The sequence below is a fragment of the Tessaracoccus aquimaris genome (genome assembly GCF_001997345.1).
Classification (GTDB): Bacteria; Actinomycetota; Actinomycetes; order Propionibacteriales; family Propionibacteriaceae; genus Arachnia; species Arachnia aquimaris.
The window spans coordinates 3,738,697-3,761,581 of sequence record NZ_CP019606.1 but is presented as its reverse complement, the minus strand read 5'-3'; the positions used below and the strand labels follow the sequence as shown (position 1 = coordinate 3,761,581).

The 22,885-nt window shown below is 70.7% G+C and carries 22 protein-coding genes and 1 pseudogene; 9 read left to right on the top strand and 14 right to left on the bottom strand.

The annotated features are described in order from the left end of the window. Positions 1-7: 7 nt before the first annotated feature. From BW730_RS17065 to BW730_RS20540, 3 genes and pseudogenes are all read right to left on the bottom strand, one after another. Positions 8-1,282, bottom strand: a complete 1,275-nt coding sequence (locus BW730_RS17065; protein ID WP_077687319.1) for an MFS transporter — start codon at positions 1,280-1,282, stop codon at positions 8-10. 357 nt (positions 1,283-1,639) lie between these two features. Then, entirely contained in the window at positions 1,640-1,831 is a 192-nt protein-coding gene (locus BW730_RS19850; protein WP_237267973.1) for a hypothetical protein, read from the bottom strand. A gap of 39 nt (positions 1,832-1,870) precedes the next feature. Next, a pseudogene (locus BW730_RS20540) lies at positions 1,871-2,140 on the bottom strand (FGGY-family carbohydrate kinase); the annotation flags it as partial. Positions 2,141-2,283: 143 nt separating this feature from the next. Here BW730_RS20540 and BW730_RS20535 point away from each other — a divergent pair. Both BW730_RS20535 and BW730_RS17055 read left to right on the top strand, forming a co-directional pair. After that, on the top strand, positions 2,284-3,306 hold the full coding sequence (locus BW730_RS20535) for a hypothetical protein (RefSeq protein WP_226996881.1): 1,023 nt from the start codon (positions 2,284-2,286) through the stop codon (positions 3,304-3,306). Positions 3,307-3,361: 55 nt separating this feature from the next. Next, positions 3,362-4,702: a UDP-glucose dehydrogenase family protein gene (locus BW730_RS17055; RefSeq protein ID WP_077687318.1), complete on the top strand. Its 1,341-nt coding sequence runs from the start codon at positions 3,362-3,364 to the stop codon at positions 4,700-4,702. A 117-nt stretch (positions 4,703-4,819) separates the two neighbouring features. On the opposite strand, the gene BW730_RS17050 is transcribed toward BW730_RS17055, so the two are convergent. Next, positions 4,820-6,340 carry an amylo-alpha-1,6-glucosidase gene (locus BW730_RS17050; RefSeq protein WP_226996880.1) on the bottom strand — a complete coding sequence of 507 codons (1,521 nt, stop codon included), beginning with the start codon at positions 6,338-6,340 and terminating at the stop codon, positions 4,820-4,822. Continuing rightward, complete coding sequence (locus tag BW730_RS19625; RefSeq protein WP_226996879.1) at positions 6,253-6,684, bottom strand: glycogen debranching N-terminal domain-containing protein; 432 nt, start codon at positions 6,682-6,684, stop codon at positions 6,253-6,255. The genes BW730_RS17050 and BW730_RS19625 overlap by 88 nt, the downstream gene beginning before the upstream one ends. A gap of 155 nt (positions 6,685-6,839) precedes the next feature. Between BW730_RS19625 and BW730_RS17045 the strand changes: the two genes are divergently transcribed. From BW730_RS17045 to BW730_RS17030, 5 genes are read left to right on the top strand one after another with little or no spacing between them, the layout of a single operon-like run. Continuing rightward, positions 6,840-7,877: a LacI family DNA-binding transcriptional regulator gene (locus tag BW730_RS17045; RefSeq protein ID WP_158522718.1), complete on the top strand. Its 1,038-nt coding sequence runs from the start codon at positions 6,840-6,842 to the stop codon at positions 7,875-7,877. Further along, on the top strand, positions 7,874-8,011 hold the full coding sequence (locus BW730_RS19620; protein WP_226996878.1) for a hypothetical protein: 138 nt from the start codon (positions 7,874-7,876) through the stop codon (positions 8,009-8,011). The genes BW730_RS17045 and BW730_RS19620 overlap by 4 nt, the downstream gene beginning before the upstream one ends. Beyond that, the gene (locus BW730_RS17040; protein WP_226996877.1) at positions 8,008-9,126 is read left to right on the top strand and encodes a sugar ABC transporter substrate-binding protein; all 1,119 of its coding nucleotides are present in this window, start codon (positions 8,008-8,010) and stop codon (positions 9,124-9,126) included. Before BW730_RS19620 ends, BW730_RS17040 begins: the two co-directional genes overlap by 4 nt. Further along, the gene (locus BW730_RS17035) at positions 9,126-10,235 is read left to right on the top strand and encodes a carbohydrate ABC transporter permease (RefSeq protein ID WP_077687315.1); all 1,110 of its coding nucleotides are present in this window, start codon (positions 9,126-9,128) and stop codon (positions 10,233-10,235) included. The genes BW730_RS17040 and BW730_RS17035 overlap by 1 nt, the downstream gene beginning before the upstream one ends. Continuing rightward, positions 10,232-11,065 (top strand): carbohydrate ABC transporter permease, encoded by an 834-nt coding sequence (locus tag BW730_RS17030; protein ID WP_077687314.1) that lies wholly within the window; start codon positions 10,232-10,234, stop codon positions 11,063-11,065. The genes BW730_RS17035 and BW730_RS17030 overlap by 4 nt, the downstream gene beginning before the upstream one ends. 72 nt (positions 11,066-11,137) lie before the next feature. Here BW730_RS17030 and BW730_RS19615 read toward each other — a convergent pair whose 3' ends face one another. From BW730_RS19615 to BW730_RS17010, 5 genes are all read right to left on the bottom strand, one after another. Further along, positions 11,138-12,175 carry an excinuclease ABC subunit UvrA gene (locus BW730_RS19615; protein ID WP_226996876.1) on the bottom strand — a complete coding sequence of 346 codons (1,038 nt, stop codon included), beginning with the start codon at positions 12,173-12,175 and terminating at the stop codon, positions 11,138-11,140. Further along, entirely contained in the window at positions 12,172-13,083 is a 912-nt protein-coding gene (locus tag BW730_RS19610; protein WP_237268060.1) for an excinuclease ABC subunit UvrA, read from the bottom strand. The genes BW730_RS19615 and BW730_RS19610 overlap by 4 nt, the downstream gene beginning before the upstream one ends. A 615-nt stretch (positions 13,084-13,698) precedes the next feature. Continuing rightward, positions 13,699-14,373, bottom strand: a complete 675-nt coding sequence (locus BW730_RS17020; protein ID WP_226996875.1) for a SanA/YdcF family protein — start codon at positions 14,371-14,373, stop codon at positions 13,699-13,701. Further along, positions 14,366-16,039 carry a glucose-6-phosphate isomerase gene (gene pgi / locus BW730_RS17015; RefSeq protein WP_077687313.1) on the bottom strand — a complete coding sequence of 558 codons (1,674 nt, stop codon included), beginning with the start codon at positions 16,037-16,039 and terminating at the stop codon, positions 14,366-14,368. The genes BW730_RS17020 and pgi overlap by 8 nt, the downstream gene beginning before the upstream one ends. A 93-nt stretch (positions 16,040-16,132) precedes the next feature. Then, the gene (locus BW730_RS17010; protein ID WP_077687312.1) at positions 16,133-17,248 is read right to left on the bottom strand and encodes an SH3 domain-containing protein; all 1,116 of its coding nucleotides are present in this window, start codon (positions 17,246-17,248) and stop codon (positions 16,133-16,135) included. A 157-nt stretch (positions 17,249-17,405) separates the two neighbouring features. Between BW730_RS17010 and BW730_RS17005 the strand changes: the two genes are divergently transcribed. Beyond that, on the top strand, positions 17,406-18,836 hold the full coding sequence (locus tag BW730_RS17005; RefSeq protein WP_077687311.1) for a hypothetical protein: 1,431 nt from the start codon (positions 17,406-17,408) through the stop codon (positions 18,834-18,836). An 83-nt stretch (positions 18,837-18,919) separates the two neighbouring features. On the opposite strand, the gene BW730_RS17000 is transcribed toward BW730_RS17005, so the two are convergent. Continuing rightward, positions 18,920-19,474 carry a beta/alpha barrel domain-containing protein gene (locus tag BW730_RS17000; RefSeq protein WP_077687310.1) on the bottom strand — a complete coding sequence of 185 codons (555 nt, stop codon included), beginning with the start codon at positions 19,472-19,474 and terminating at the stop codon, positions 18,920-18,922. Positions 19,475-19,549: 75 nt separating this feature from the next. Here BW730_RS17000 and BW730_RS16995 point away from each other — a divergent pair, with 75 nt between their 5' ends. After that, positions 19,550-20,338 (top strand): cytochrome b5 domain-containing protein, encoded by a 789-nt coding sequence (locus tag BW730_RS16995; RefSeq protein WP_077687309.1) that lies wholly within the window; start codon positions 19,550-19,552, stop codon positions 20,336-20,338. Positions 20,339-20,345: 7 nt separating this feature from the next. Here the strand turns inward: BW730_RS16995 and BW730_RS16990 are convergent, their stop codons facing one another. The 3 genes from BW730_RS16990 to BW730_RS16980 are packed head-to-tail and all read right to left on the bottom strand — an operon-like array spanning position 20,346 to position 22,862. Beyond that, positions 20,346-21,029 carry an N-acetylmannosamine-6-phosphate 2-epimerase gene (locus BW730_RS16990; RefSeq protein ID WP_077687308.1) on the bottom strand — a complete coding sequence of 228 codons (684 nt, stop codon included), beginning with the start codon at positions 21,027-21,029 and terminating at the stop codon, positions 20,346-20,348. Next, positions 21,022-21,948, bottom strand: coding sequence for an ROK family protein (locus tag BW730_RS16985; protein ID WP_077687307.1), 927 nt, complete (start codon positions 21,946-21,948; stop codon positions 21,022-21,024). The genes BW730_RS16990 and BW730_RS16985 overlap by 8 nt, the downstream gene beginning before the upstream one ends. Further along, a complete protein-coding gene (locus BW730_RS16980; RefSeq protein ID WP_077687306.1) occupies positions 21,945-22,862 on the bottom strand; it encodes a dihydrodipicolinate synthase family protein in 918 nt (305 codons plus the stop codon). Before BW730_RS16980 ends, BW730_RS16985 begins: the two co-directional genes overlap by 4 nt. Positions 22,863-22,885: the final 23 nt, after the last annotated feature.

The window sequence follows — 22,885 nt, the reverse complement described above, 5'->3', positions numbered from 1 at the left end:
CTCAAGCTCAGGCGCGACGCTCGCGCCGCACGTAGGCCGCGAAGACCAGGCCGACGAGCAGGACGGCGACCGAGGCGACCGCGGTCACGCTCAGGGCGGCGCGGTGCCCGGAAACGTCTGCGACGGCGCCGCCCAGCAGGTTGCCGACGGAGGTGCCGAGCGTCACGGACGCCGACAGCAGCGTCATCGCGAGGCCAAGCCGCGCGATCGGGGTGCGCTGGCCCGCGGCCGCGAAGACCGTGACCATGATGGGGCCGATGGGCGCGCCGATCGCGAGCATCCCGATCACCATCTGCCACAGGCTGGTCGGCAGCACGAGCAGGGCGCTGACCGGGACGGCTACCGCCGCGCACAGCAACCACCGGAAGGCCGCGCCCCAGCGGGCGGGCCAGCGCGAGACGCTCAGCGCCCCGAGGCCGGAGGTGATGCCCATCGCGCCGTAGAGCAGCCCACCCGTGCCGGGGTGTCCGGTCTCGTCGGCGAACACCGTCATGGTCGTGGCAAGCGAGCCGAACACGGCGCCGATCGCGAGCATCCCAGCGACCCCGATGGCCATGAACCCGGGCGACATCCGCGCCGCCCCGACGCCCGCGCCGGACGCCTCGTGCCTGACCGGCACACCCGACCGGGAACTGCGGTCGAAGGCGAAGGCGGGGACGGCGATCATCGCGAGGACGGCGGCGATCACCAACGGCAGCGGGGCGCCCGCGGCGGCGGCGACGATGCCGACGAGCGCGGGGCCGAAGACGTAACCCATCTCGTCGATCGTCGACTCGTAGCCGAGCGCGAGGTCGATGGTCGCCCGGTCGTGCGGGCCGGTGAGGCGGCGGATCCACCGCACGCGCGTCATCGGCCCGACCTGCGGGACGACCATGCCCGCCAGCAGCGCGAACCCGATCAGCGGCGCGTCGAGGGTGACGGGGCCTCCGCCGCGCGGCGACCCGGCCCACAGCAGGCCCGCGAGCGCGGCGACGTAGGCGACGGTCGAGGCGAGCAGCACCGGGCGCTGCCCCCACCGGTCGGACGCGCCGCCCATGATGGGCGCGCCGAGGCCGACGCCGACCCCCGCGATGGCGGCGACCGCGCCGGGGGTGGTGAAGTCGGCGGCACCCGCCGCGACGTAGGTGAGCGCCCCGATCGTCAGCATCGACTGCGGCAACCGCGCCAGCGCTGAGATGACGACGTAGGGCCAGCCGACCAGCGAGATAAGCCGGGCGAACCCGGTGGGTTCAGCCGACGGCGGCGGGGTGGCGTGCGAAATGGAGGCGTTGGGAGACGTCATGTCCGGGGTCCTTCACGGGGTCGCCGGTACGGCGACTCGTGCGCGACGTCCCAGCCTCCCGCCGCGCGCTAACCCTGAATGACGCCGCAAGTCTATCCCGCGGCCCCTGCCCGGGCCGCATCGTCTCGCCTCCCCACGCCGGATCCACCCCGTCGGGTGAGGGCGCGGTGCTGGTCTGGCGTTGAGCAGCATTCGACGTTCGTTGCCGGAAGTGCCGCGTTTGCACGATCCAACCGGCGACGAGCACCGGAAACTGCTCAACGCGAAGGTGCCAGCGAACCGCCCCGCGGCACGGGTCTGGGTGCGCGGCACGAGCAGCACCCGGCCGGGCGACTTCACCCGGCCGGCCGACCCGACTCAGATGGCCTCGACGGCGGCGCGCTCGATCGCGAGCCCGGCGCGGTAGCGCTCCATGTACGTGTTGAAGCCCTCGACGTCTGCCGGGTTCGGCTCGGCCGTCTCGATCTCGGCGTCCGCGAAGACCTCGCCCTGCAGCCAGTCGGTCAGCGACGCGTCTCCCGCGTCGAGGAAGGCCGCGAGCAGCGCCATGCCCCAAGCCCCTCCCTCGCCCGCGACCTCGCCGACCGACACCGGGGTGTCCATGGCGGCGGCGAGGAAGCCCTGCGCGACCCCCTTCGTCTTGAAGAGGCCGCCGTGGGCGAACATCGAGTCCAGCTCGACGCCCTCATCGCGCAGCAGCACATCCATGCCGACACGCAGCGACGCGAGCGACGCGAACAGGTGCGTCCGCATGAAGTTGGCGAGCGTGAAGTCGCTGGACGGCGTCCGCACGAACAGCGGCCGCCCGGCCTCGAGGCCGGTGACGTGCTCGCCTGCGAGGTAGTTGTAGGCGAGCATGCCGCCGCCGTCGGGGCGGCCTCGAGCGCGCTGCGGTACAGCGTCTCGAACAGCTTCGTGGTGTCGAACTCGGCGCCGAGCGCCGTGCCGACCTCGCCGAACAGGCCGACCCACGCGCTCAGGTCCATGGTGCCGTTGATGCAGTGGGCCATCGCGACGAGGTCGCCCGCGGGCGTCGTGACGAGGTCGATCTCCTCGTGCAGCCCCTTGAGCGGGCCCTCGAGGACGACCATCGCGAACACCGAGGTGCCGGCGGAGACGTTGGCGGTGCGGCGGGCGACCGAGTTGGTCGCGACCATGCCGGTGCCCGCGTCACCCTCAGCAGGCGCGACGGGGATGCCCGGCTTGAGCGTGCCGGAGGGGTCGAGCAGCTTGGCACCCTCGTCAGTCAGCGAGCCCGCAGCGGTGCCAGCGCCGACGACCTCGGGAAGGATGTCGAGGAGCTTCCAGCCGAAGCCGCGGTCGGCGACCAGGTCGTCGAACTGTGCGACCATCCCGGTGTCGTAGTCGCCGGTGGCCACGTCGATCGGGAACATCCCGCTCGCGTCGCCGATGCCGAGCTTGCGCTCACCGGTCAGGCGCCAGTGGACGTAGGCGGCCAGGGTCGCGAGGTAGTCGACGTCGGCGACGTGCGCCTCGCCGCCCAGGATCGCCTGGTACAGGTGCGCAATGCTCCACCGCTGCGGGATGTTGTGCTGGAACAACTGGGTCAGCTCGGCCGCGGCCTCGCCGGTCATCGTGTTCTGGTACGTGCGGAACGGGACCAGGAGGTCGCCGTCTGCGTCGAAGGCGAGATAGCCGTGCATCAGCGCGGAGATGCCCATCGCCCCGACCGTCTCGAGGCGCACGCCGTGGCGTCGCTCGACGTCGGCGGCGAGGTCGGCGTAAGCGGCTTGGAGGCCGGACCAGACGTCGGCCAGGTCATAGGTCCAGACGTCGTCGACGAACTTCGCCCGCCACTCGTGGCCCCCGGTGGCCAGCGGCTGATGGTCGGGGCCGATCAGCACTGCCTTGATCCTGGTCGAGCCGAACTCGATCCCCAGGGCGGTGTGACCGTTCACAATTGCGTCGACGGCGGTGGGGTTGTGATCCACGGTGACCTCCATATCGGTGATACCCCATCATGGCCTGCCCGGTCCCGGTTGTACACGTCGGGGGCGCAATGAACGCTTCGGCCCGTCCGCCACGTAGTGCCTTCCACTGCTGGCTAACCTTGGCACCATGCGAATTTCCGTCATCGGATGCGGGTACCTCGGAGCGGTGCACGCCGCGAGCATGGCCCAACTCGGCCACGACGTCATCGGGCTGGACGTCGACGAGGCGAAGGTCGCCAAACTGGCGGTCGGCGTCGCGCCGTTCCACGAGCCCGGCTTCGACGACCTGTTGCGGCGCGGCGTGGAATCGGGCCGCCTGCGGTTCAGCGCCGACCCCGCCGAGATCCGCGACGCGGAGATCCACTTCGTGGCGGTCGGCACCCCGCAGATGAGCGGCAGGCTCGGCGCCGACATGAGCTACGTCGACCAGGCCGTCACCACGATCATCGAGCACGCCGACCCCGCCGACGGCGCCCGCCCGGCCCTCGTCGCGGGCAAGTCGACCGTCCCCGTCGGGACCGCCGAGGCCATCGCGCAGCGCCTCGCCTCCTCCGGGAAGCGGCTGCTTCTCGCCTGGAACCCCGAGTTCCTGCGCGAGGGCTTCGCGATCCAGGACACGCTGCACCCGGACCGGATCGTCTACGGGCTGCCTGACGACCGGGCAGACGGCGAACTCGCCAAGTCGATCCTCGACGAGTGCTACGCGGTGCCCCTCGCCGAGGACACGCCCCTGGTGGTCGCGAACTACCCGACGGCGGAACTGGTGAAGGTCGCGGCCAACTCGTTCCTGGCGACCAAGATCTCCTTCATCAACGCGATGGCCGAACTGTGCGACGTGACGGGCGGCGACGTGACGCGCCTCGCCGAGGCGATCGGCCACGACGACCGGATCGGCCGGAAGTTCCTGCAGGCGGGCATCGGGTTCGGCGGCGGTTGCCTCCCCAAGGACATCCGGGCGTTCATGGCCCGCGCCGGCGAGTTGGGGGTCGATCAGGCGCTGACCTTCCTGCGCGAGGTCGACACGATCAACCTGCGAAGGCGCGACCACGCCGTCCACCTCGCCGAGGAGGCCGTCGGCGGCCTCGAGGGCAAGAAGATCGCGGTGCTCGGGATCACCTTCAAGCCCGACACCGACGACATGCGCGACTCCCCCGCCCTCGACATCGCCGGAAAGCTCTGGGCGGCGGGCGCCGAGTTGGCCATCGTCGACCCGGCGGCGGCCGACAAACTGCGCGACCGCCGTCCTGACCTCAACGTGCCGGACACGCTGGAGGAGGCGCTGGAGGGAGCGCACGCCGTTATGGTCCTGACGCCCTGGCGGGAGTTCGTCGAACTCGACCCCGCTGCGGTGCTTCCGCTGGTCGCCGCGCCGAACGTGATCGACGGCCGCAACGTGCTCGACCCGCAGCGGTGGAACGACGCAGGGTGGAACTACTTCGGCATGGGCCGCGGCGTCCCCACCTGGTGACCCGCCGACCGCCCGGCGTTGACGCGTCAGGCGTTGAGCAGTTTCGGTGACTCGTTGCGGTTGCGAGCGCTAACACCAGCATCTGGTCTCAACGAACACCGAATGCTGCTCAACGCCTCAGCCGACCAGCGCCCGGTGGACGGGGACGACCGAGGCGGCAGCCCAGGCCTGCGGGCGGCACGACGCCGGGTAGGCGACCGGACGCGAGACCTCGTCGAGCCCCTGGCCACCGAAGAGTTCGGGGACGCGGGAGTCGTAGGCGTCGGCGGTGCGCACCAACTGGCGCGCCAGGTCGCGGGCGTGGTCCGTCAGGCCCGCCCTGAGCATCCCCTCGATCGCGACGGCGGTGTCGTGCACCCACACGCTGCCGCAGTGGTACGACAGCGGCCAGTAGCCGGCCTCGTCGTCTGCCATCGTGCGCAGCCCGAAGCCCGAAGCGAACCGCGGGCCGACGAGGAGGTCGGCCATGGCGCGCTCCTCCTCCGCGCTCAGCAGCGTGGTGCCGATCAGTTGGCCGATGTTGGAGGTCTTTGAGTCGACCGGGCGACCCTCACCGTCGAGCGCGATCGCCGGGAACGAGACGCCGTCGCGCTCGACCCAGAACGCGGCCCGGAAGCGTCGACGCATGCCCTCGGCCCACTCACGCCACGGCTCGGGGTCCCCGCCGAACGCCTCCAGGAGGTCCGCGCCGTTCTCGGCCGCGAGGCAGGCCTGCGCCTGCACCTCGGACAGCGCGATCGGGCCGACCGCGACGCTGCCGTCGTGGAAGCGCACCGAGTCGCCGGAGTCCTTCCAGCCCTGGTTCGCGAGGCCGTGCCCGGTGCCGTCGATGTACTTCAGGAAGCCCGACTCATCGGGGCAGCCGTGGTCTCGCAGCCAGCCGAGCGCGGCGTCGAGCGCCGGGAGCAGGCCGCGGACGGCGTCGTCGGAGAGGCCGGCGCGCCAGGCATCGTGGAGCAGGATGATCCACAGCCCGGTCGCGTCGATCGTGCCGTAGTAGATCGGCGGCAGCGAGATCTGCTCGCCGGGCATCTCGAGTTGGCCCGCACGGAGTTCGTGCAGGATCTTGCCCGGCTGCTCGGCGGTCTCCGGGTCGATCTCGGTGCCCTGTCGCGCCGCGAGCGTCAACAGCGTGGTGTGCGCGAGGTCCAGCGACAGCGGGAGGAGGAAGCGGGCGGTGATCAGCGAGTCGCGGCCAAACAGCGTGAAGAACCACGGGGCGCCCGCGGCGGTGAACGCCCCCTCGCCCGCATCGAGCAGCAGGGCCCGGCAGTCGGCGATCGCCTGCCTCGCCCACCGGTCGAGCGAGGCGTCGGCCGACGGCGCCAGGTCGGAGATCGCGGCGACGCCCGTCGTCACGACCGCCTCCGGGTCGCGCAGGTCGATCGCGACGGAGAGTTCGGCGGAGGCGTGCGGGTCGATCTCGAAGGCCGCCTCCGCGACGACGCGTCGGCCGTCGAGTCGCAGCGCGGCCCCGGTCGCCGCGATCCGCACCGTGCGGAGGCCGTCTGTCGCCGTCACGGCGCCCGCCTCCTCGGCGAACCGGACGGCTACGGGGACGGGCTGACCGGCCTTGATCGTCTGCAGTTCCACGAACTCGACCTCGAGGGCCAGTTCGACAGGCGCCTCGACCGCCACGTCCAATCCGTTGACGATCCGCACCGTCTCCTCGACGCGCCCCCGGAGACGACCCGACGGCGCTCCACGAGCACGCGCGGGTCGGGGGTGTCGTCGTCGATCCCGCGCGCCAGGCCGGTCACGCTCCACGTGCTGTCGCCCGCCGCGCAGCCCGCGACCTCGAGGGGTTCGCCCCCGACCCGGAGCGTGCCGCCGGAGATGAGCCGCCAGTCGGCCTGGTAGATGCCGTCGATGGGCTCCGATCCGAAGTCACCATCGTTTCCCGACCACACCTGGGTCGGGGCGCACACCACCACCGTGCGTTGGTTGAGGAAGGGCTGCCGTCCGGGCTTCTCTACGCGCATGATCTCGATTCCATCACAGGGGTTCACAAACTCGTGTGGGATACGCTAGCGTGCAACTTAGATCGATCCAAGACCCAGTTTTCTGAGCAAAGCTGTCCAGGAGAGAGTTTTTGGATCGATCTAAGGCAATGGGGCCGTCAACGAAAGGAGAACCCATGGCAGTGACACTTGCGCAGGTCGCGGCGCACGCCGGAGTGTCTCCTCAGACGGTCAGCAACGCCATCAGCAACCCGTCGATCGTCAAGTCGTCGACGCTCAGGCGGGTCGAGGCCTCCATCGCGACCCTCGGCTACACCCCCAACCTCCGCGCCCGGATGCTGCGCCAGCAGCGCACCGGAAGCATCGGGCTGCGGATCCGCCCGGTCGACGACAACGTGGCCGCCGTCCTCACGGACCGACTGCTGCACGAACTGAGCGCCCAGGCCGCCGAGGACAGCAAGCACGTCCTCCTGTTCACCGCCACCAGCGACGCCCAGGAGGTCGAGACCATCTCCCGGCTGAGGGCACAGGGCCTCGTCGACGAGTTCGTGCTCACCGACACCCACCCCGACGACGCACGCATCCCCGCCCTGACCGAGCAGGACGCCAGCTTCGTGTCCTTCGGGCGCCCGTGGGACGACAGGGACGCGACCCACTCGTGGGTCGACGTCGACGGCCGCGCGGGCGTCGCGCAGGCAACCGGCGCGCTCCTGGACCTCGGCTACCGCCGGATCGCCTTCCTCGGCTGGCCTCGGGGCTCAGCCACCGGCGATGACCGCCGCGCCGGCTGGGAGACCACCCTCAAGGAGCGGCTCGGGCTCTCCGACGCCGACCTAGAGTCGTGGACGTTCACCTCCGAGGAGCAGATCTCCGAGGCGATCGACGCAGGGCCCGCGGTCGTCGCGGCCGGCGCCGACGCGGTCGTCTGCGTCTCGGACTCGCTCGCGGTCGGCATGGTCGCCGCCGTCCGCACCGCAGGACTGGCGATCCCGATCGTCGGATTCGACAACACTCCCCTGGCCGCCTCGCTCGGCTTCTCAAGCGTCGACCAGGACCTCGGCCGCATCGCGCACGAGCTCCTCCGGGCGCTCACCACAACGCACGAGCCGGTCACCGCGCTCGTCACACCTCGCCTGGTCATCAGGCACGACCCGCGCTGGGGCTTCCCCACCGCGCCAACGGGGCCAGGCCCCAAGAAAGGAAACCTCTCATGAAGTTGCGGAAGATCGCGACCCTGGCCTTCGCCAGCCTGGTCGCCCTCAGCCTCGCCGCCTGTAACGGCGGCGGCGGGCAGGCCACCGGGGGCTCGACCCCGCCGGCTCCGACGCCCCCAAGCCCGAGTCCATGACGATGCTGATCGGCTCCTCGGGCGACTCCGAGACCAAGGCCGTGCAGGCCGCCGTCGACAAGTGGACCGAGACCTCCAAGGTCGCCGTCAAGGTGGTCGCGGCCTCCGACCTGAACCAGGAGCTCGCGCAGGGCTTCGCCGGTGGGTCCGAGCCCGACATCTTCTACATGAGCTGGGACCAGTTCCAGACCTACGCAAGCGACGACTACCTCGAGGCCTACGCCAAGAACCTGTCCAACGCCGACGCGTTCTACCCGGCGCTGAAGGAGACCTTCACCTTCAACGACGAGTTCGTCTGCGCGCCGAAGGACTTCTCGACGCTCGGCCTGGTCATCAACACCGACCTGTGGGCAAAGGCCGGCCTGACCGACGCCGACATCCCCACCACCTGGGAGCAGCTCCACACCGTCGCGACCAAGCTGAGCGCCGACGGCGCTGCCGGCCTGTCGATGGGCGCCGAGTACGCCCGCGTCGGCACCTTCATGACGCAGGCAGGCGGCGGCCTGATGGCCGACGGCAAGGTCGCGGCCAACTCCGACGCCAACGTCAAGGCGCTTGAGTTCGTGCAGTCGATGCTCAAGGACGGCTCGCTCAAGTGGCCGGCCGACCTGGGCGCTGGCTGGGGCGGCGAGGCCTTCGGCAACGCGAAGGCCGCGATGGTCATCGAGGGTCCCTGGATCGCCGGTGCGCTGAAGAACGACTTCCCCGACGTCAAGTACAAGGTCGTCGAGCTGCCCGCCGGCCCCTCCGGCAAGGGCACCTTCTCCTTCTCGAACTGCTGGGGCATCCCGCAGGGCAAGGACACGGCCCCCACCGCGCAGGAGCTCGTCGAGTTCCTGACCTCCGACGAGCAGCAGCTCGCCTTCTCCGATGCGTTCGGCGTCATCCCGTCGACCCAGTCTGCGGCCAAGACCTACGCGGAGAAGTTCCCGGAGAACGCGGCCTTCGTGGCGGGCGCCGAGTACGCGATCTCTCCGGTCGCCTTCAAGGGCGCCTCCGACGTGATCGGCGAGTTCAACAACTCGATCACGACGCTCGCCACCGGTGACGCGAAGTCGATCCTCGACACCGTCCAGACCCAGCTCGACTCCGCCTACCAGGCGGCCCAGGGCTAGTGTCCAGCACGACGACGGCTCCCGCGACGCGCAGGCGTCGCGGGGGCCTCAACAAGGGAGAGACCGGCGCAGGCTGGCTCTTCGTCTCGCCTGCGATTGTCATCGTCGGCGTGTTCCTGGTCGCGCCGATCCTGTTGGCCCTCTGGGTGTCGTTCACCAACTGGAACGGCCGGTTCTCGCCCATCAACAACCCGCGCGTCGACTTCGTGGGGATGGAGAACTACGCCAAGATCACCACCGAAGACGGCCTGATCCAACAATTGTTCGGTCGCTCCATCCGCAACAACGTGTACTACGTGCTGCTGGTGGTGCCGCTGCAGACGGCGCTCGCGCTGTTCCTCGCGATCCAGGTCAACCGCCGCATGCTGAAGGCCAAGAGCTTCTTCCGCACGGCCTTCTACTTCCCCTCCGTCACCTCGTCGATCGCCATCACGGGCGTGTTCATGTTCCTGTTCCAGGCGAGCGGCGTCGTCAACGCCGTCCTCGGCTGGTTCTCGATCCACGGCCCGAACTGGTTCGCCGATCCGTCGGGCGTGCTGCACAAGATCCTCGGCTGGTTCGGGCTCAGCTCCGCCCCGGCCGGCTGGGAGAAGCCCGGCTTCCTGGGCGTCTCGACCTGGGACTGGCTCGGCGGACCCTCGGTCGCCCAGTGCGTCCTGATCATCATGGCGGTCTTCACCACGTCCGGGACGTTCATGCTGCTGTTCCTCGCGGGCCTGCAGAACATCGGCTCCGAGGTCGGCGAGGCCGCCGTCATGGACGGCGCCACCGGGTGGAAGACGTTCTGGCACGTCACGCTCCCGATGCTCAAGCCGACCCTGTTCACCGTGCTGACGCTCGGCCTGATCGGCACCTGGCAGGTCTTCGACCAGGTGTACCTGACGCGCGGCACCCCGGCGGCGGCGACGCTGACCAGCCCCGCGTACCTGGCCTACGACCAGGCGTTCAGCAGCAACCGCCCCGGAGTCGCGGCGGCCATCGCGTTCGTGCTGTTCCTGATCATCATCGTCATGACGCTGCTTCAGCGCTTCGTGCTCGCCGACCGCGACCCGTCAGGCTACGGGCGCGACCGCAAGGCGAAGAAGAAGGCAAAGGGGGCGACCTCATGAGACAGAAGGTGACGGCAGGCCTGATCGCGACGTACGCCGTGCTCGTGGCGCTCGCGCTCGTCTACATCTATCCGTTCCTGATCGCGGTGATCGGCTCGTTCAAGACCGACTCGCAGGCCACCAACGACCCGATGTCGTTGATCCCCTCGCCGTTCACGGCGGCGGCCTACGAGCGGCTGTTCTTCGACACCGACCTGCCGCTGTGGGCCATGAACTCGGTGTTCATCGCGGTGGTCGTGACGGTGGCGCGGGTGTTCTTCGACTCCCTGGCCGGCTACGCGCTCTCGCGCCTGCAGTTCGCGGGTCGCTCGGTCGTGTTCAGCCTGTTCATCGCCGTGATGGCGGTCCCCTCGGTCGTGCTGATGGTGCCGCGCTTCCTGGTGATCAAGCAGTTGGGCATGTTCGACACCTACTTCGGCATGATCCTTCCGCTGCTCGTCGACGCGGCGGGCATCTTCATCATGAAGCAGTTCTTCGACTCTATCCCCGTGTCGATCGAGGAGGCGGCCCGCCTGGACGGTGCTGGCGTGTTCCGCCGGTTCTGGTCGGTGACGCTTCCGATGGCGACCCCCGCGCTCATCACGCTCACGATCCTGTCGTTCCAGGGGTCGTGGAACGAGTTCGCGCACTTCATCATCTCGAGGCAGAGCCCCGAACTGCACACCCTGACCACCGGCGTCGGCGCGCTGGTGTCGGGCCAGTTGGGCTCGGGCAACCAGTTCCCGCTGAAACTGGCGGCCGCCGTGCTGATGACCATCCCGGTCGCCGTGCTGTTCTTCATCTTCCAGCGGCGCATCATGTCGACCTCGGAGGGCGCGGAGAAGGGCTGATCCTCCCCGTTCGAGGGCCCCGTCCGGTTCGCCGGGCGGGGCCTTCGTCATCCGACGGGGGGCGATCCGACCTCAACGCCTCATCGCGCCGCGCAGGTGTCGACCGGTGAGGCTGGCGGGATCGGCGGCGACCTCGTCGGGGCGGCCGACCGCGACGATCCGGCCGCCCTCGTCGCCCGCACCAGGCCCGACGTCGATCACCCAGTCCGCGACCGCGATGGTGCGCAGGTCGTGGTCGGCCATCACGACGGAGTTGTCCGCGTCGACCAGACCCTGCAGGCGGCCCACCAGCAGGTCGATGTCGGCGGGGTGCAGGCCGTTGGTTGGCTCGTCGAGCAGGTACAGGCTGTGGCCGACCGGGGCGCGGTGCAGTTCGCGCACCAGTTTGATCCGCTGCGCCTCGCCTCCCGACAGCGTCGTCGCGCTCTGGCCGAGCGACAGGTAGCCCAGCCCGATCCCCGACAGCAGGTCGAGGATCCTGGCCGCCGTCGGCAGGTCGCTGAGGAACTCGAGCGCCTCGTCGACGCTCATCGCCAGCAGGTCGGCGACGCTGCGGCCGCCGTAGCGCACCTCCAGGGTCTCCGGGTTGTAGCGCGCTCCCCCGCACACGGGGCACGCGACGGTCTCGGTCGGCATGAACAGGAGTTCGATGCTCACCTCGCCGTCGCCCAGGCAGTGCGGACAGCGTCCCTGCGGCTGGTTGAACGAGAACCGGCCCGCCGTGTAGCCGCGCTCCCTCGCGAGCGGCTGAGCGGCGAACAGGCGCCGGACGACGGCGAACAGGCCCGTGTAGGTGGCCAGGTTGGAGCGCGACGTCCGTCCGATCGGCGACTGGTCGACCACGACCAACCGGTCGACCGCCCCCAGCCCGGACGCGGCCGCGTAGCTCACGCTGCCCGCTTCCAGGTCCCACACCGGCACCGACTCGGCGGGCTCGTCTCCCTCGTCGGCGTCCTCCTGGTGCAGCCGGTCGCGGACGGCGTCGCCGAGGGCCTGGAGCAGCGTCGACTTCCCGGCCCCGGAGACGCCGGTGATCGCCGTGAGGCAGCCGAGCGGGACCCGCGCGTCGACGCCCGCCATGTTGTGCCCGACGATGCCGTCGACGCTCACCCACCCGCTCGGCTCGCGGGGAAGTTCGGGCCCGGGCGCGGGCGGAGGATGGTCGCCCAGGTAGCGCGCGGTCGCCGAGGCGCCCACCCCAGCAACCCCTCGGAGCGCCCGTTGTAGACGATCTCGCCGCCGTAGCGCCCCGCGCCGGGGCCGAGGTCGACGATCCAGTCGGCCGCGCCGATCACCAGCGGGTTGTGCTCGACGACGAAGACGCTGTTGCCCTCGTCCCGGAGCCGGTGCAGAGCCCCGAGCAGCACCTCCGCGTCGGAGGGGTGCAGCCCGGCAGACGGCTCGTCCAGCACGTACAGCACGCCGAACAGGCCGCTGCGCAGTTGCGTCGCCAGGTGAAGTCGCTGCAGTTCGCCGCCCGACAGGCTGGAGGTCGGGCGGGCGGTGGCGAGGTAGCCGAGCCCCAGGTCGATCAGCGTGCGGAGCAGGTCGGTCAGCACCTCGATCAGCGCGTGCGCCGCCTGGAGCCGCTCTGCGGGCAGGGTGACGACGTCCGGGTGCGTCAGCGCGGCGGTCAGGAAGTCGCGCAGCCCCGTCATGGGAAGGGCGGTGGCGTAGGCGATGTCGCGGCCCGCGATCGTCACGGCGAGGGCCTCCGGGTTGAGGCGCTTTCCGTGGCACGACGGGCAGAGCCGCTCCGTCATGAACTCGCCCGCCTTGGCGCGCATCCGGGCCGACTGCGAGTCGTGGAAGGTGTGCTCGACCCACCGCTTCGGGCTCAGGTAGGTGCCCTTGTAGTGAAACTCCTCGACGTCGACCGTCGGCTGCTCGTCGGTCAGCAGCACCCAGTTCCTGGTCTCTGCGGGGAGAGAGCGGATCGGGGCGTCGATGTCGACGCCGAGGATCGCCAGGATCCTTCGGTAGTTCTGGCCGCCGAACGCACCGGGCCAGGCGGCGATGGCGCCGTCGCGGATGCTGAGGTCCGGGTCGCCGACCAGGAGGTCGACGTCGACCTGCAGCAGCCTGCCGAGGCCCGAGCAGGTGCGACAGGCGCCGACGGCGGTGTTGGGCGAGAAGCTGTCGGAGTCCAGCGGGGCCGCGTCGCGCGGGAAACTGCCGGCAAGGTCGGCTGGGCGGAAGCCGGGGGATAGTCGCCCGCCCGCGAGTAGAGCATCCGCAGCACGTTGGAGACGCGGCTGACGGTGCCGACGGTGGATCGCGCCGACCCGGCCCCGTGCTGCTGCCGGAGCGCGACCGCTGGGGGCAGCCCGCCGATCTGGCGGACCCGCGGCGTCGAGCCTTGGTCGATCAGCCTGCGTGCGTAGGGCGAGACCGACTCCAGGTAGCGCTGCCGCGACTGCGCATAGATCGTGCCGAACGCGAGCGACGACTTGCCGGAGCCCGAGATGCCGGTGAATGCCACGACGGTGTCGCGCGGGATGTCGAGGTCAAGGTCGCGCAGGTTGTGCTCGGTGGCGCCGCGCACCGAGATGTGGCCCTCCGTCGGGGCGCCGTCTGGTTCCATGCCGCCTCCTCAACCGCGCTGACCTGCATGGTAGCCAGGTCGCGGGTTGTCAGCGGAGGCCAGCGGCCTCCAGAAGGCTCGGGTCGAACGGGTCCTGCTGCGGTTGGCGGCGTGTGAGGATGTCCCACTCGGCCTTCAGGTTCGCCGCCCATTCGCGGCTGACGCCCTTCACCCAGTACTGCGGGAAGCGGGTCCGCATGGTCGTGTCCCCGACGCCGACCGCGTCGATGCCGACCGCCTCGCAGATCGCGATCGCCCGGCCGACGTGGTAGTCCTGCGTCAGGATCGTCATCTCCGTGACGCCGAACACGTCGCGCGCCCGCACGCACGAGTCGTAGGTGTCGAACCCCGCAGGGTCCTCGACGATCCTGTCCGCGGGGATGCCGCGGGCCTCCAGGTAGTCGCGCATCACGCCCGGCTCGTCGTTGGAGCGGGGCAGCCCGTCGCCGGTCACGAGGATCGCACGGATCTTCCCGCGCTCGAACAGGTCGACGGCGAGGTTCAGCCGCGCGGCGAGGAAGGCAGACGGGCGGCCCGGGTCAGCCTTGGCGCCGAGCACCATCCCGACGGGCCGTTCGGGCACGTCGTCGACCTGATGGGTGCGACCGGCCGACAGCACCGCGAGGTGGATCGCCGACGCGATCACCGGGACCACGCCGATAAGCGCGACGATCCCGGTGATCCGCAGCCAGCGCGGAAGGCGGCGCTTCCGCCGGTCAGCCACGCGTCTCGAGGTACCAGCTCACGAGCGACTGGGTCGAAGGATCCTGCTTGGCGAGCGCCTCCGCGTCGCCGAACACGGCTGGTGCGATCTCGAGCGCAAGCTTCTTGCCGAGCTCGACACCCCACTGGTCGAACGAGTCGATGCCCCAGACGATGCCCTGCACGAAGGTGATGTGCTCGTAGAGCGCGATGAGCTGGCCGACCACCGACGGCGTGAGCGCCTGCGCCATGATCGACGTGGTGGGCCGGTTGCCCGGGAAGACGCGGGCCGTGACGATGGCCTCGTCGGTGCCCTCGGCGCGGACCTCCTCGATGGTCTTGCCGAACGCGAGCGCGGCGGTCTGGGCGAAGAAGTTCGCAAGGAACAGCCCGTGGACGTCGGTGTCGCCGTCCTTGACGGGGTGCGCCGGGTTCGCGACGGCGATGAAGTCGGCCGGGATCAGGCGGGTGCCCTGGTGGATCAACTGGTAGAAGGCGTGCTGGCCGTTGGTGCCAGGCTCGCCCCAGAAGATCTCGCCGGTGTCGGTGGTGACGGGGCTGCCGTCCCATCGCACCGACTTGCCGTTGGACTCCATGGTGAGTTGCTGCAGGTAGGCCGGGAAACGGTGCAGGTACTGCGCGTAGGGCAGCACCGCATGGCTGTGCGCGTGGAAGAAGTTCACGTACCAGATGTTGAGCAGGCCCATCAGCAGCGGGACGTTGCTCTCGGGGTCCTGCGTGCGGAAGTGCGTGTCGACGGCGTGGAAGCCGGCGAGGAAGTCACGGAAGCCGTCAGGGCCGATGGCGATGGCGACGGGCAGCCCGACCGCCGAGTCGACCGAGTAGCGGCCGCCGACCCAGTCCCAGAAGCCGAAGGCGTTGACGGGGTCGATGCCGAAGTCGGCGACCTTGTCGAGCGCGGTGGAGACGGCGACGAAGTGCTTCGCGATGGCGTCCTTGCGGGCCTCGTCGGTGTCCTCGATCGCCCCGGTCTCGACGAGCTTGGCGAGCAGCCACTCGCGGGCCATCCGGGCGTTGGTGAGCGTCTCGAGCGTCGTGAAGGTCTTGGACGCGACGATGAACAGCGTGGTGGTCGGGTCGAGGTCGGCGACCTTCTCCGTCACGTCGCTCGGGTCGATGTTGGAGACGAAGCGGCAGGTGAGACCGTCCTGCTTGTAGGGGATCAGCGCCTCGTAGACCATCACTGGGCCGAGGTCGGAGCCGCCGATGCCGATGTTAACGACGGTGGAGATCGGCTTTCCTGTGACGCCCTTCCACTCGCCGGAGCGGACCTTGTCCGCGAAGGCGAACATCTTGTCCTGCACGGCGTGCACGTCGGCGACCACGTCCTGGCCGTCGACCACGAGGGTCGCGTCTGCGGGGAGGCGCAGCGCGGTGTGCAGCACCGAGCGGTTCTCGGTGACGTTGATCCGCTCGCCGGAGAACATCGCCTCGCGGCGCTCAGCGAGCCCGACCTGGTCCGCGAGTCGGAGCAGCGCGGCGATGATGTCCTCGTTGATGAGGTTCTTCGACAGGTCGACGTGCAGGTCCGCGACGTCGAAGGTCAGTTCCTCTGCCCTGTGCGGGTCGGCCTCGAACCAGCCGCGCAGGTCGGGGACGAGCGCATTCTTGAGGGTCTGCAGGTCCGACCACGCTTCGGTGGTCGTGGGATCAACCGGTGTCTTCATGCCCCAAGACTAGGGCTCGAAGCGGCGGCGCGCCCATGCAGCCTCGGCATCCGAAAGGTGATCCCTCAAGGGTGAGGCCGAGGGGGCCGCGGATCAGCCGACGCTGAGGTGCACGTGGTCGTAGTGGTTGGCGGTCGCGCTGCCGCGATCCGACATCGACCGCCAGCCATCGCCGGAGCGCTGCGTCGTCCAGATCTTCTGCTGGTAGATGACCTCGATGACGCCAAGCTCGGACGCGTTGGCACGGGCCCACTTGGCGATCTGCCAGCCGTAGTCGCCGGAGACCATGATGTCGATGGCGCGGCCGGAGCCGTGGTAGGAGCCCGCACCGGGGCGGTAGCCGCCGTAGCTGCTGACGCCGTCGAACTTGGCGCACACGGCGCGCAGCACCTTGGCGGTGCGCGAGGTCAGGTGCGACTCGAGGCTGCCTGCCTTGGGGCACGAGGCGCCGGAGGAGACGCCGCCGTCGGAGCCGGAGTCTGATCCGCCGTCCGAGGAGGACGAGGACTTGGTCGCCGTGGGGGTCGGCGCGGGCTGCTTCGAGGTGAGGAAGCTCTCCTTGACCCAGCCCGACTTCTTTGAGACGACGACCTGGCGCCATCCGTCGACCTCACGCTCGGTGATGGTGACCTTGTCGCCCTCCGAGAGCGTGGTGCGCGAGTCGAAGTCCTTGCCGGGGCCGGTGCGGACGTTGACGCTGTCGGTGGCGTAACGGGAGCCTGCCGAGTCGCCGAGGGAGGTGTAGTCGACGCTCGGCGAGGGTGACTTGGCGGGCGCGGCCTTCGCGGTCGGCGAGGCGGTGGGCGTGGGGGTCGCTGACGCGGTCGGGCTCGCGGACGCCGTGGGGCTCGGGGTGACGGTCGCGCTCGGGACGCTCGACGGCGTCACCGTCGGCGTGGGCGTTGGGGTGGGCGACTGCGTCGGCGTCAGGGCGGGGCGGGCGAGGTCACGGGAGACGCCGAGCGGCGCGGTGGCCGCGGAACCGGGATCGGTCTCGTCTGCCGTGGTCGGCGGGACGAACATCAGGCCGGCGGCGAGGCCGACGACCGAGAGGATGGCCAGGGGTGCCATGGCGAACCGCACGGCCCTGCCGCGCGTGATGCCTGGACGGGAACCGACCCCGCGGCGGGCGGATGTGACGGTGCCCAACTCGGCGACGGACGCCTCCGCGTTCTCGTCGCCCTGAGCTGCGCGTCGCGCTCCAGCCATTGAATGCCTCCCTGAGAAAATCTAAGGTGTTCTCAGGGTACGTGACCAAAGCGTGATTGCCAAACACTGGGAACACGCTAAGTGCCACCCCCTTCGCAATTGGCTTGCCAAGGGGTTAATCTCTGCCATCAGTAACGAAAGGCCAATTGCTCCTACCATGCACAGTCGCCCGCTGCGCCTCCTTCTCCTGGCGCTCACCGCAGCCCTGCTCGGCCTGCTCGCAAGCCCGGCAGCGGCCGACGACGCTCGCGTGGAGGTCAATGTCGCCGTCTCGGGCTCGAAGGTGACGGTCTACGGAACACTCTCCGCGGGTGATCAGCCACTCAAGAGGCAGGACGTGGTCGCCTACGTCGACGGCGTCGAGATCGGGCGAGACCAGACCCGCGGTAACGGCCAGTTCGCCGTCGAGGCCGAGCTGAACCTGTCGGGCGGCCAGCACACCGCGACCGTGCGGTACGACGGCAAGGGCGGGGTCTCAGGGACCCAGGGGGCCGTCAACTTCGACGCCCAGGGCTCGACGCAACCCAACCCCGAGCAGCCGACGCAGCCAGAGCAGCCAGCGCCCCAGGAACCGGCTCCCCCGCCTGTGGAGATGGCGCTGACGGGAAGCGTCCCCGAGGCGGCCACCAACGGCGAGATGATCGCCATCAGCGGCGCGCTGAAGGCCAACGGCGCCCCCGTCTCCGGCGCAGGCATCTCCGTGTCGGACGCCTCCGGCGACGTGGCGGACTCGTTCACCGTCACCGGCGACGACGGCGGCTTCCAGACGATGTACCTCGTGCCGGAGGACCAGGCAGAGGGCGACCTGAAACTGACGCTGAGCTTCGCCGCCTCCGGTTCGTTCCCCGCTGCCTCACACAGCCTCGCGCTGCCCATCACCCACATCGACGTGGAGGCGGACCAACCGCCCGCCGAGGAGGGCTCGGAGGGAGCAGGCAACGAGAACGCCGCACCCACCAGCCCCCAACCGACCTCCCCCTCCCCGCAGAGCGCCCCGGCCCCGCAGACCACCCAGGGGTCGAACACTCCGGCGACCGAGGAGCCCGAGGCCTCGCCGATGACGTGGTTCGTGGTGTCGCTGCTCGGGATCGCAGCGCTGGCCGTGGTCGCGCTGATCGTGATGGTCGCCCGCGCTGGCTTCGGTCGGCGCCGCCGCCGCTCGAGCGAGGGCGCCATCGACTTCCTGAACGACGAACTCGACGGCGCGTACTCCCCCTTCGCGGACGACGAGGTGCCGACGCAGTTCCTGGACGCCTCCGAGATGGCGGCCGATGACGCGGCGGAGCAGCCCCCCGTCGATCCCGCCGAGTCGACCCTCATCCACACCGCTCCGATCCACACGGCGCCGATCCAGACTGCGCCTGCCCACACGGAGTCGGCCGTCGAGCAGACGGCGCCCCTCGCCCCTCCCCTGGCGCCGGATGCCGCCGCGACGGCCGTGGTGGCGCCGGTCGCCCACGCCGCGTTCCGGCCGTCCGAGACGGCCACGGACGACCCCGATCTCGGCGAGGTCGTGGACAACCCCGACTTCGACGAGGACGTCGAGCCGCAACCGGTGGCCCCCCGCCGCGGGCTGCCCGCCGACTGAGCCGCGGGAACCCTTCGGCTACCCGGCCGACTCGAACTTCTTCTGCACCGCGATGAACGAACCGGCGCGGTCGCGCAACTGGTTCAGCGATCCCCCGAGAAGGCGTCCCCGAGCAGCGTCGCCTCGATGCAGGCAGCAGGCGCCCCTGCGCCCATCCATTCGCCCGCAGCGTAGGCCCCGATCCCGCCGAGCGGGATGACCCGGTCAGCGAGGCCGACCTCCTTGAGCCGCTGCCCCAGTGCGTGCCCCACGACGTCTGCGGGGAACAACAGCGCCCCGGTCGCCCTCGTGGCGAGCACGGCGCGCACCTCGGTCGGCGTCATGGCGGCTGCGTAGCAGGCAACGCCCCGCTCGACGAGCGCGTCGATGGTCGCGCCCTCGGGCACGTCGACGAGGGCGAACCGTGCCCCCGCCTCCGCGACCGCGACGGCCTGCTCGAGCGTCGAGAGGCGGCAGGCGCCGAAGGTCGCGCGGGCCTGGAAGATGCCGAAGACCTCGCCGAGGCCCGCCACGGACGCCGGGAGGGCGAAGCTGTGGAACCCCTCCTGGATCAAGGTCTCGACGACGCCCACGTAGTCATCCACCTCGGCCTCGGGGAGACAGACGATGAGGCCGCTTGGTGCAAAGTCGGAGGTCATGGGGACAATCTTGCCGCAGTCGGGCGCGTCGTCGACATCGGCGTCATTGCTTGAATGTTCACCTAGAATGTGTCCATGTTTGATTCGGCCTTCGGGCTGCCCCTGCACCCGCTGCTTGTGCACCTACCCGTGGTGCTGCTCCCCTTGGCCGCTGTGCTGATCCTCGGCCTCGTGGTGCGGCCCTCCTGGCGTCCCCGCTATGGCATTGCCGCTCTGGGCGTGCTGGTGCTCGGCGCGGGCGGCGCCGTCCTCGCGAAACTCTCGGGTGACGCCCTCGCGGCGCGCGTCGGCATCCCGGCGACGCACGAGAACTGGGGCACGACCCTGATGATCGTCTCGCTCGTCTACCTGGCGCTCGGCGGAGGCTGGCTGCTGTGGACGCGGCGTGCGGAGGTCGCCACGGGCGCCCAGAACCTGGCTGGCGTCGTCGTGGCGGCGCTGTCGGTCGCCGTGGTCGTGCTGACCGTCCTGACCGGGCATTCGGGCGCGACCGCCGTCTGGGGCGGCTCGGCCACCCCCACGTCGTCGGCGTCATCGCCCGCGCCGACGTCGGGGGCGGGGTCGCCGTCAGCGTCGCCGACCGGATCGGGTTCACCGTCAGCTTCGGCGTCGGCTTCGGCGTCGCAGGCCGGCTACTCGCTGGCCCAGGTCGCCGAGCACGCCACGCCGGCCGACTGCTGGGCCGCGATCGAGGGCAACGTCTACGACCTCACCTCATGGATCGACCAACACCCGGGCGGCGCCGACCGGATCATCGCGCTGTGTGGCACCGACGCGACGACCGCGTTCGAGCGCCAGCACGCCGGGCAGCCGAAGCCGAGCGAGGAACTGGCCAAGCACCTGCTCGGGCCGCTGCTCGGCTGAGGCCGCGTCAGGAGGCCGACTCGACCGCCGTGGCGAACCATCCCGTGATGGTGCTCGGGTGCGTGATCGCGGTGCCGACGACCACGGCCCATGCGCCGCGCCGGATCGCCTCGGCCGCCTGCTCGGGGGCGTGCACGCGCCCCTCCACGAACACGGGTAGCGACGCGAGCGCGACCAACTGATCGACGACCTCCCAGTCGGGCCCCTCCGTCTTGGGCCGCTCACCGGAGTACCCGGCGAGCGTGGTGCCGAGGATGTCGGCGCCTGCAGCCACGGCGGCCTCCGCGTCGCCGACCGAGCCGCAGTCGGCCATCACCAGCACCGCCGGATACGCGGCCTTGAGGCCCGCGATGGTCTCGGCGAGCGTGCGAGAGTCGGGCCGCTCGCGGCGGGTGCCGTCAAGGGCCACGATCTGGCATCCGGTGGCGGCCACCTCCATGGCGTCCTCGAGGGTCGGGGTGATGTAGACCTCCGAGGCGCCGACCTTGACCAGCCCGATGACGGGCACGTCGACGGCGGCGTTGATCGCCTCCAGGTCCGCCAGGCCCTTCGCGCGGATGGCCGCCGCGCCGCCCTGGACGGCCGCCTGGGCGACCTGGGCCATGGTTCGGGGGTCGAGCATGGGCTCTCCCGGGTACGCCTGGCAGGAGACGATCAGGCGTCCCTTGACCGCTTCCAACAGTTCACTCATGTGCTGCCTCTCGGGTGTCGAAGATGGTGCGCGCTGCGCCGAGGACGGCCGCGTCCTGGCCGAGCGCCGCGGGAAGGATGTCGAGGTGGGCGAGGGCATCGATCAGTTCGGCGCGGCAGGTCTCCAGGAGCGGCCCCCACCACACGTCCCCCGCAAGGGCGACGCCGCCGCCGACCACGACGCAGCCGGGGTCGAGGACGGTCGCGAGGCCGCAGATCGCCCGCGCCAGCGCCGTCGCCGAGGCGCGGACGACGGTCAGGGCAGGCGGGTCGCCCGCCTCGGCCAGCGCCACGATCTCGCGTCCGGAGGCCCGCTCCCCCGCGAGGCGTTCGTAGGCCCGCTCGATGGCGGGGCCCGCCGCGACGGCCTCGAGGTGCCCAGGCCTGCCGCAGGCGCAGCGCAACCCCTCCGCGCCGGGGACGGGCATGTGGCCGATCTCGCCCGCGACGTGGTGGGCGCCGGTGCGGAGCCGGGAGTCGACGATGACGGCGCCGCCGACCCCGGTGCCGACGGCGACCATCAGCATGGAGTCGCGGCCGCGGCCCGCGCCGAGCCAGAACTCGCCGAGCGCGTGCGCGTCGACGTCGTTGCGGACCTCGACGGGGAAGGCTCCGTGCTCCGGCAGTCGGGCCCGTAGGCCCGCGACCAGGTCGGTGCCGACCCAGCCCGCGAAGGTGTCGGTCGCCGAGATGATCGACCCGCGCGTGGCGTCGACCACCCCGGCCGTGCCGATGCCGACGCCCGCGACGTCGCCCCGCCACAGCCCGCGCACCAGCGTCGCCACGGTGTCGAGCACCGCCTCGGGGCCGACGGCCGACGGCGTGGGCGCGGTCAGCCGGGCCTCGATGGTCCCGTCGTCCGAGACGAGGGCCGCGGCCGTCTTGGTGCCGCCGAGGTCGACGCCGATGGCTGAGGTCATCCCTTGAGTCCCACCCCTTCGAGGATCGCGTCGATCTGCTCGACGTCGGCTCCGGTCAGCCCCTCGAGCGGGGAAGGCATCGCCGCGGAATCGATGATGCCGAGGCTCGCCATGGCCGCCTTGAATGCGCCGATCCCGCCCGCGTCGCCGGAGCGGCCCGCGGGCACGAAGACGATCTCGAAAAGTTCCGCGAGGCGGTCCTGCTCGGCCCTGGCGGCGGCCCAGTCGCCTGCCTGCGCGGCGTCCCACAGCCTGCGGTAGCCGACCGGGTCGACGTTGGCGAGGCCAGGCACTGCACCGTCGGCGCCGAGCAGCAGCATCCCGTCGACCATCACCTCATGGCCGGTCAGCAACTGCAAGGGGTGCCCTGCCTGGGCGTTGGCGGCCACCAGTCGGCGGAACGCCACGTCGTCGCCCGAGGAGTCCTTGACGCCGCGCAGCACCCCCTCGCGGCCCAGGTTGATCAGCAGGTCCCTGCCGAGCTTGGTGTGCACCCGGACGGGGACGTCGTAGGCGAACACTGGGATGTCGACCGACTCGGCGACGATGCGCAGGTGTCGCGCGATCTCGGCCTCGTCATTCAGCGCGTAGACGGGGGCCGAGACCACGACTGCGTCCGCCCCGAGGTCCTGGGCGCGGCGGGCGCTGGTCGACATCCGGCGGGCGGTGAAGTCGGGGGTGCCGACCTGGACGGGGACCCGCCCGGCGACCCGCTCCACGACGCGGGTGACGACGGCGTCGCGCTCGGCGTCGGTCAGGTAGGCGACCTGTCCGCACGATCCCAGGATGAACAGGCCGTGCATCCCGCCGTCGATCAGGTGGTCGACGACGCGGTCAAGGCCCTCAAGGTCGAGCGACCCGTCCGGTCGCATGGGCGTGACGACGGGGGGCACGATGCCTCTGAATTCGGTCATTTCTCAAAGCTCCAATCGGAAAA

What these genes read in the sequence shown, in the direction of transcription:
- BW730_RS17065 (WP_077687319.1), bottom strand. Translation starts at nt 1,282, where the DNA reads ATGACGTCTCCCAACGCCTCCATTTCGCACGCCACCCCGCCGCCGTCG.
- BW730_RS19850 (WP_237267973.1), bottom strand. Translation starts at nt 1,831, where the DNA reads ATGGCGCTGCTCGCGGCCTTCCTCGACGCGGGAGACGCGTCGCTGACC.
- BW730_RS17055 (WP_077687318.1), top strand. Translation starts at nt 3,362, where the DNA reads ATGCGAATTTCCGTCATCGGATGCGGGTACCTCGGAGCGGTGCACGCC.
- BW730_RS19625 (WP_226996879.1), bottom strand. Translation starts at nt 6,684, where the DNA reads ATGCGCGTAGAGAAGCCCGGACGGCAGCCCTTCCTCAACCAACGCACG.
- BW730_RS17045 (WP_158522718.1), top strand. Translation starts at nt 6,840, where the DNA reads ATGGCAGTGACACTTGCGCAGGTCGCGGCGCACGCCGGAGTGTCTCCT.
- BW730_RS19620 (WP_226996878.1), top strand. Translation starts at nt 7,874, where the DNA reads ATGAAGTTGCGGAAGATCGCGACCCTGGCCTTCGCCAGCCTGGTCGCC.
- BW730_RS17040 (WP_226996877.1), top strand. Translation starts at nt 8,008, where the DNA reads ATGACGATGCTGATCGGCTCCTCGGGCGACTCCGAGACCAAGGCCGTG.
- BW730_RS17030 (WP_077687314.1), top strand. Translation starts at nt 10,232, where the DNA reads ATGAGACAGAAGGTGACGGCAGGCCTGATCGCGACGTACGCCGTGCTC.
- pgi (WP_077687313.1), bottom strand. Translation starts at nt 16,039, where the DNA reads ATGAAGACACCGGTTGATCCCACGACCACCGAAGCGTGGTCGGACCTG.
- BW730_RS17010 (WP_077687312.1), bottom strand. Translation starts at nt 17,248, where the DNA reads ATGGCTGGAGCGCGACGCGCAGCTCAGGGCGACGAGAACGCGGAGGCG.
- BW730_RS17005 (WP_077687311.1), top strand. Translation starts at nt 17,406, where the DNA reads ATGCACAGTCGCCCGCTGCGCCTCCTTCTCCTGGCGCTCACCGCAGCC.
- BW730_RS17000 (WP_077687310.1), bottom strand. Translation starts at nt 19,474, where the DNA reads ATGACCTCCGACTTTGCACCAAGCGGCCTCATCGTCTGTCTCCCCGAG.
- BW730_RS16995 (WP_077687309.1), top strand. Translation starts at nt 19,550, where the DNA reads ATGTTTGATTCGGCCTTCGGGCTGCCCCTGCACCCGCTGCTTGTGCAC.
- BW730_RS16990 (WP_077687308.1), bottom strand. Translation starts at nt 21,029, where the DNA reads ATGAGTGAACTGTTGGAAGCGGTCAAGGGACGCCTGATCGTCTCCTGC.
- BW730_RS16985 (WP_077687307.1), bottom strand. Translation starts at nt 21,948, where the DNA reads ATGACCTCAGCCATCGGCGTCGACCTCGGCGGCACCAAGACGGCCGCG.
- BW730_RS16980 (WP_077687306.1), bottom strand. Translation starts at nt 22,862, where the DNA reads ATGACCGAATTCAGAGGCATCGTGCCCCCCGTCGTCACGCCCATGCGA.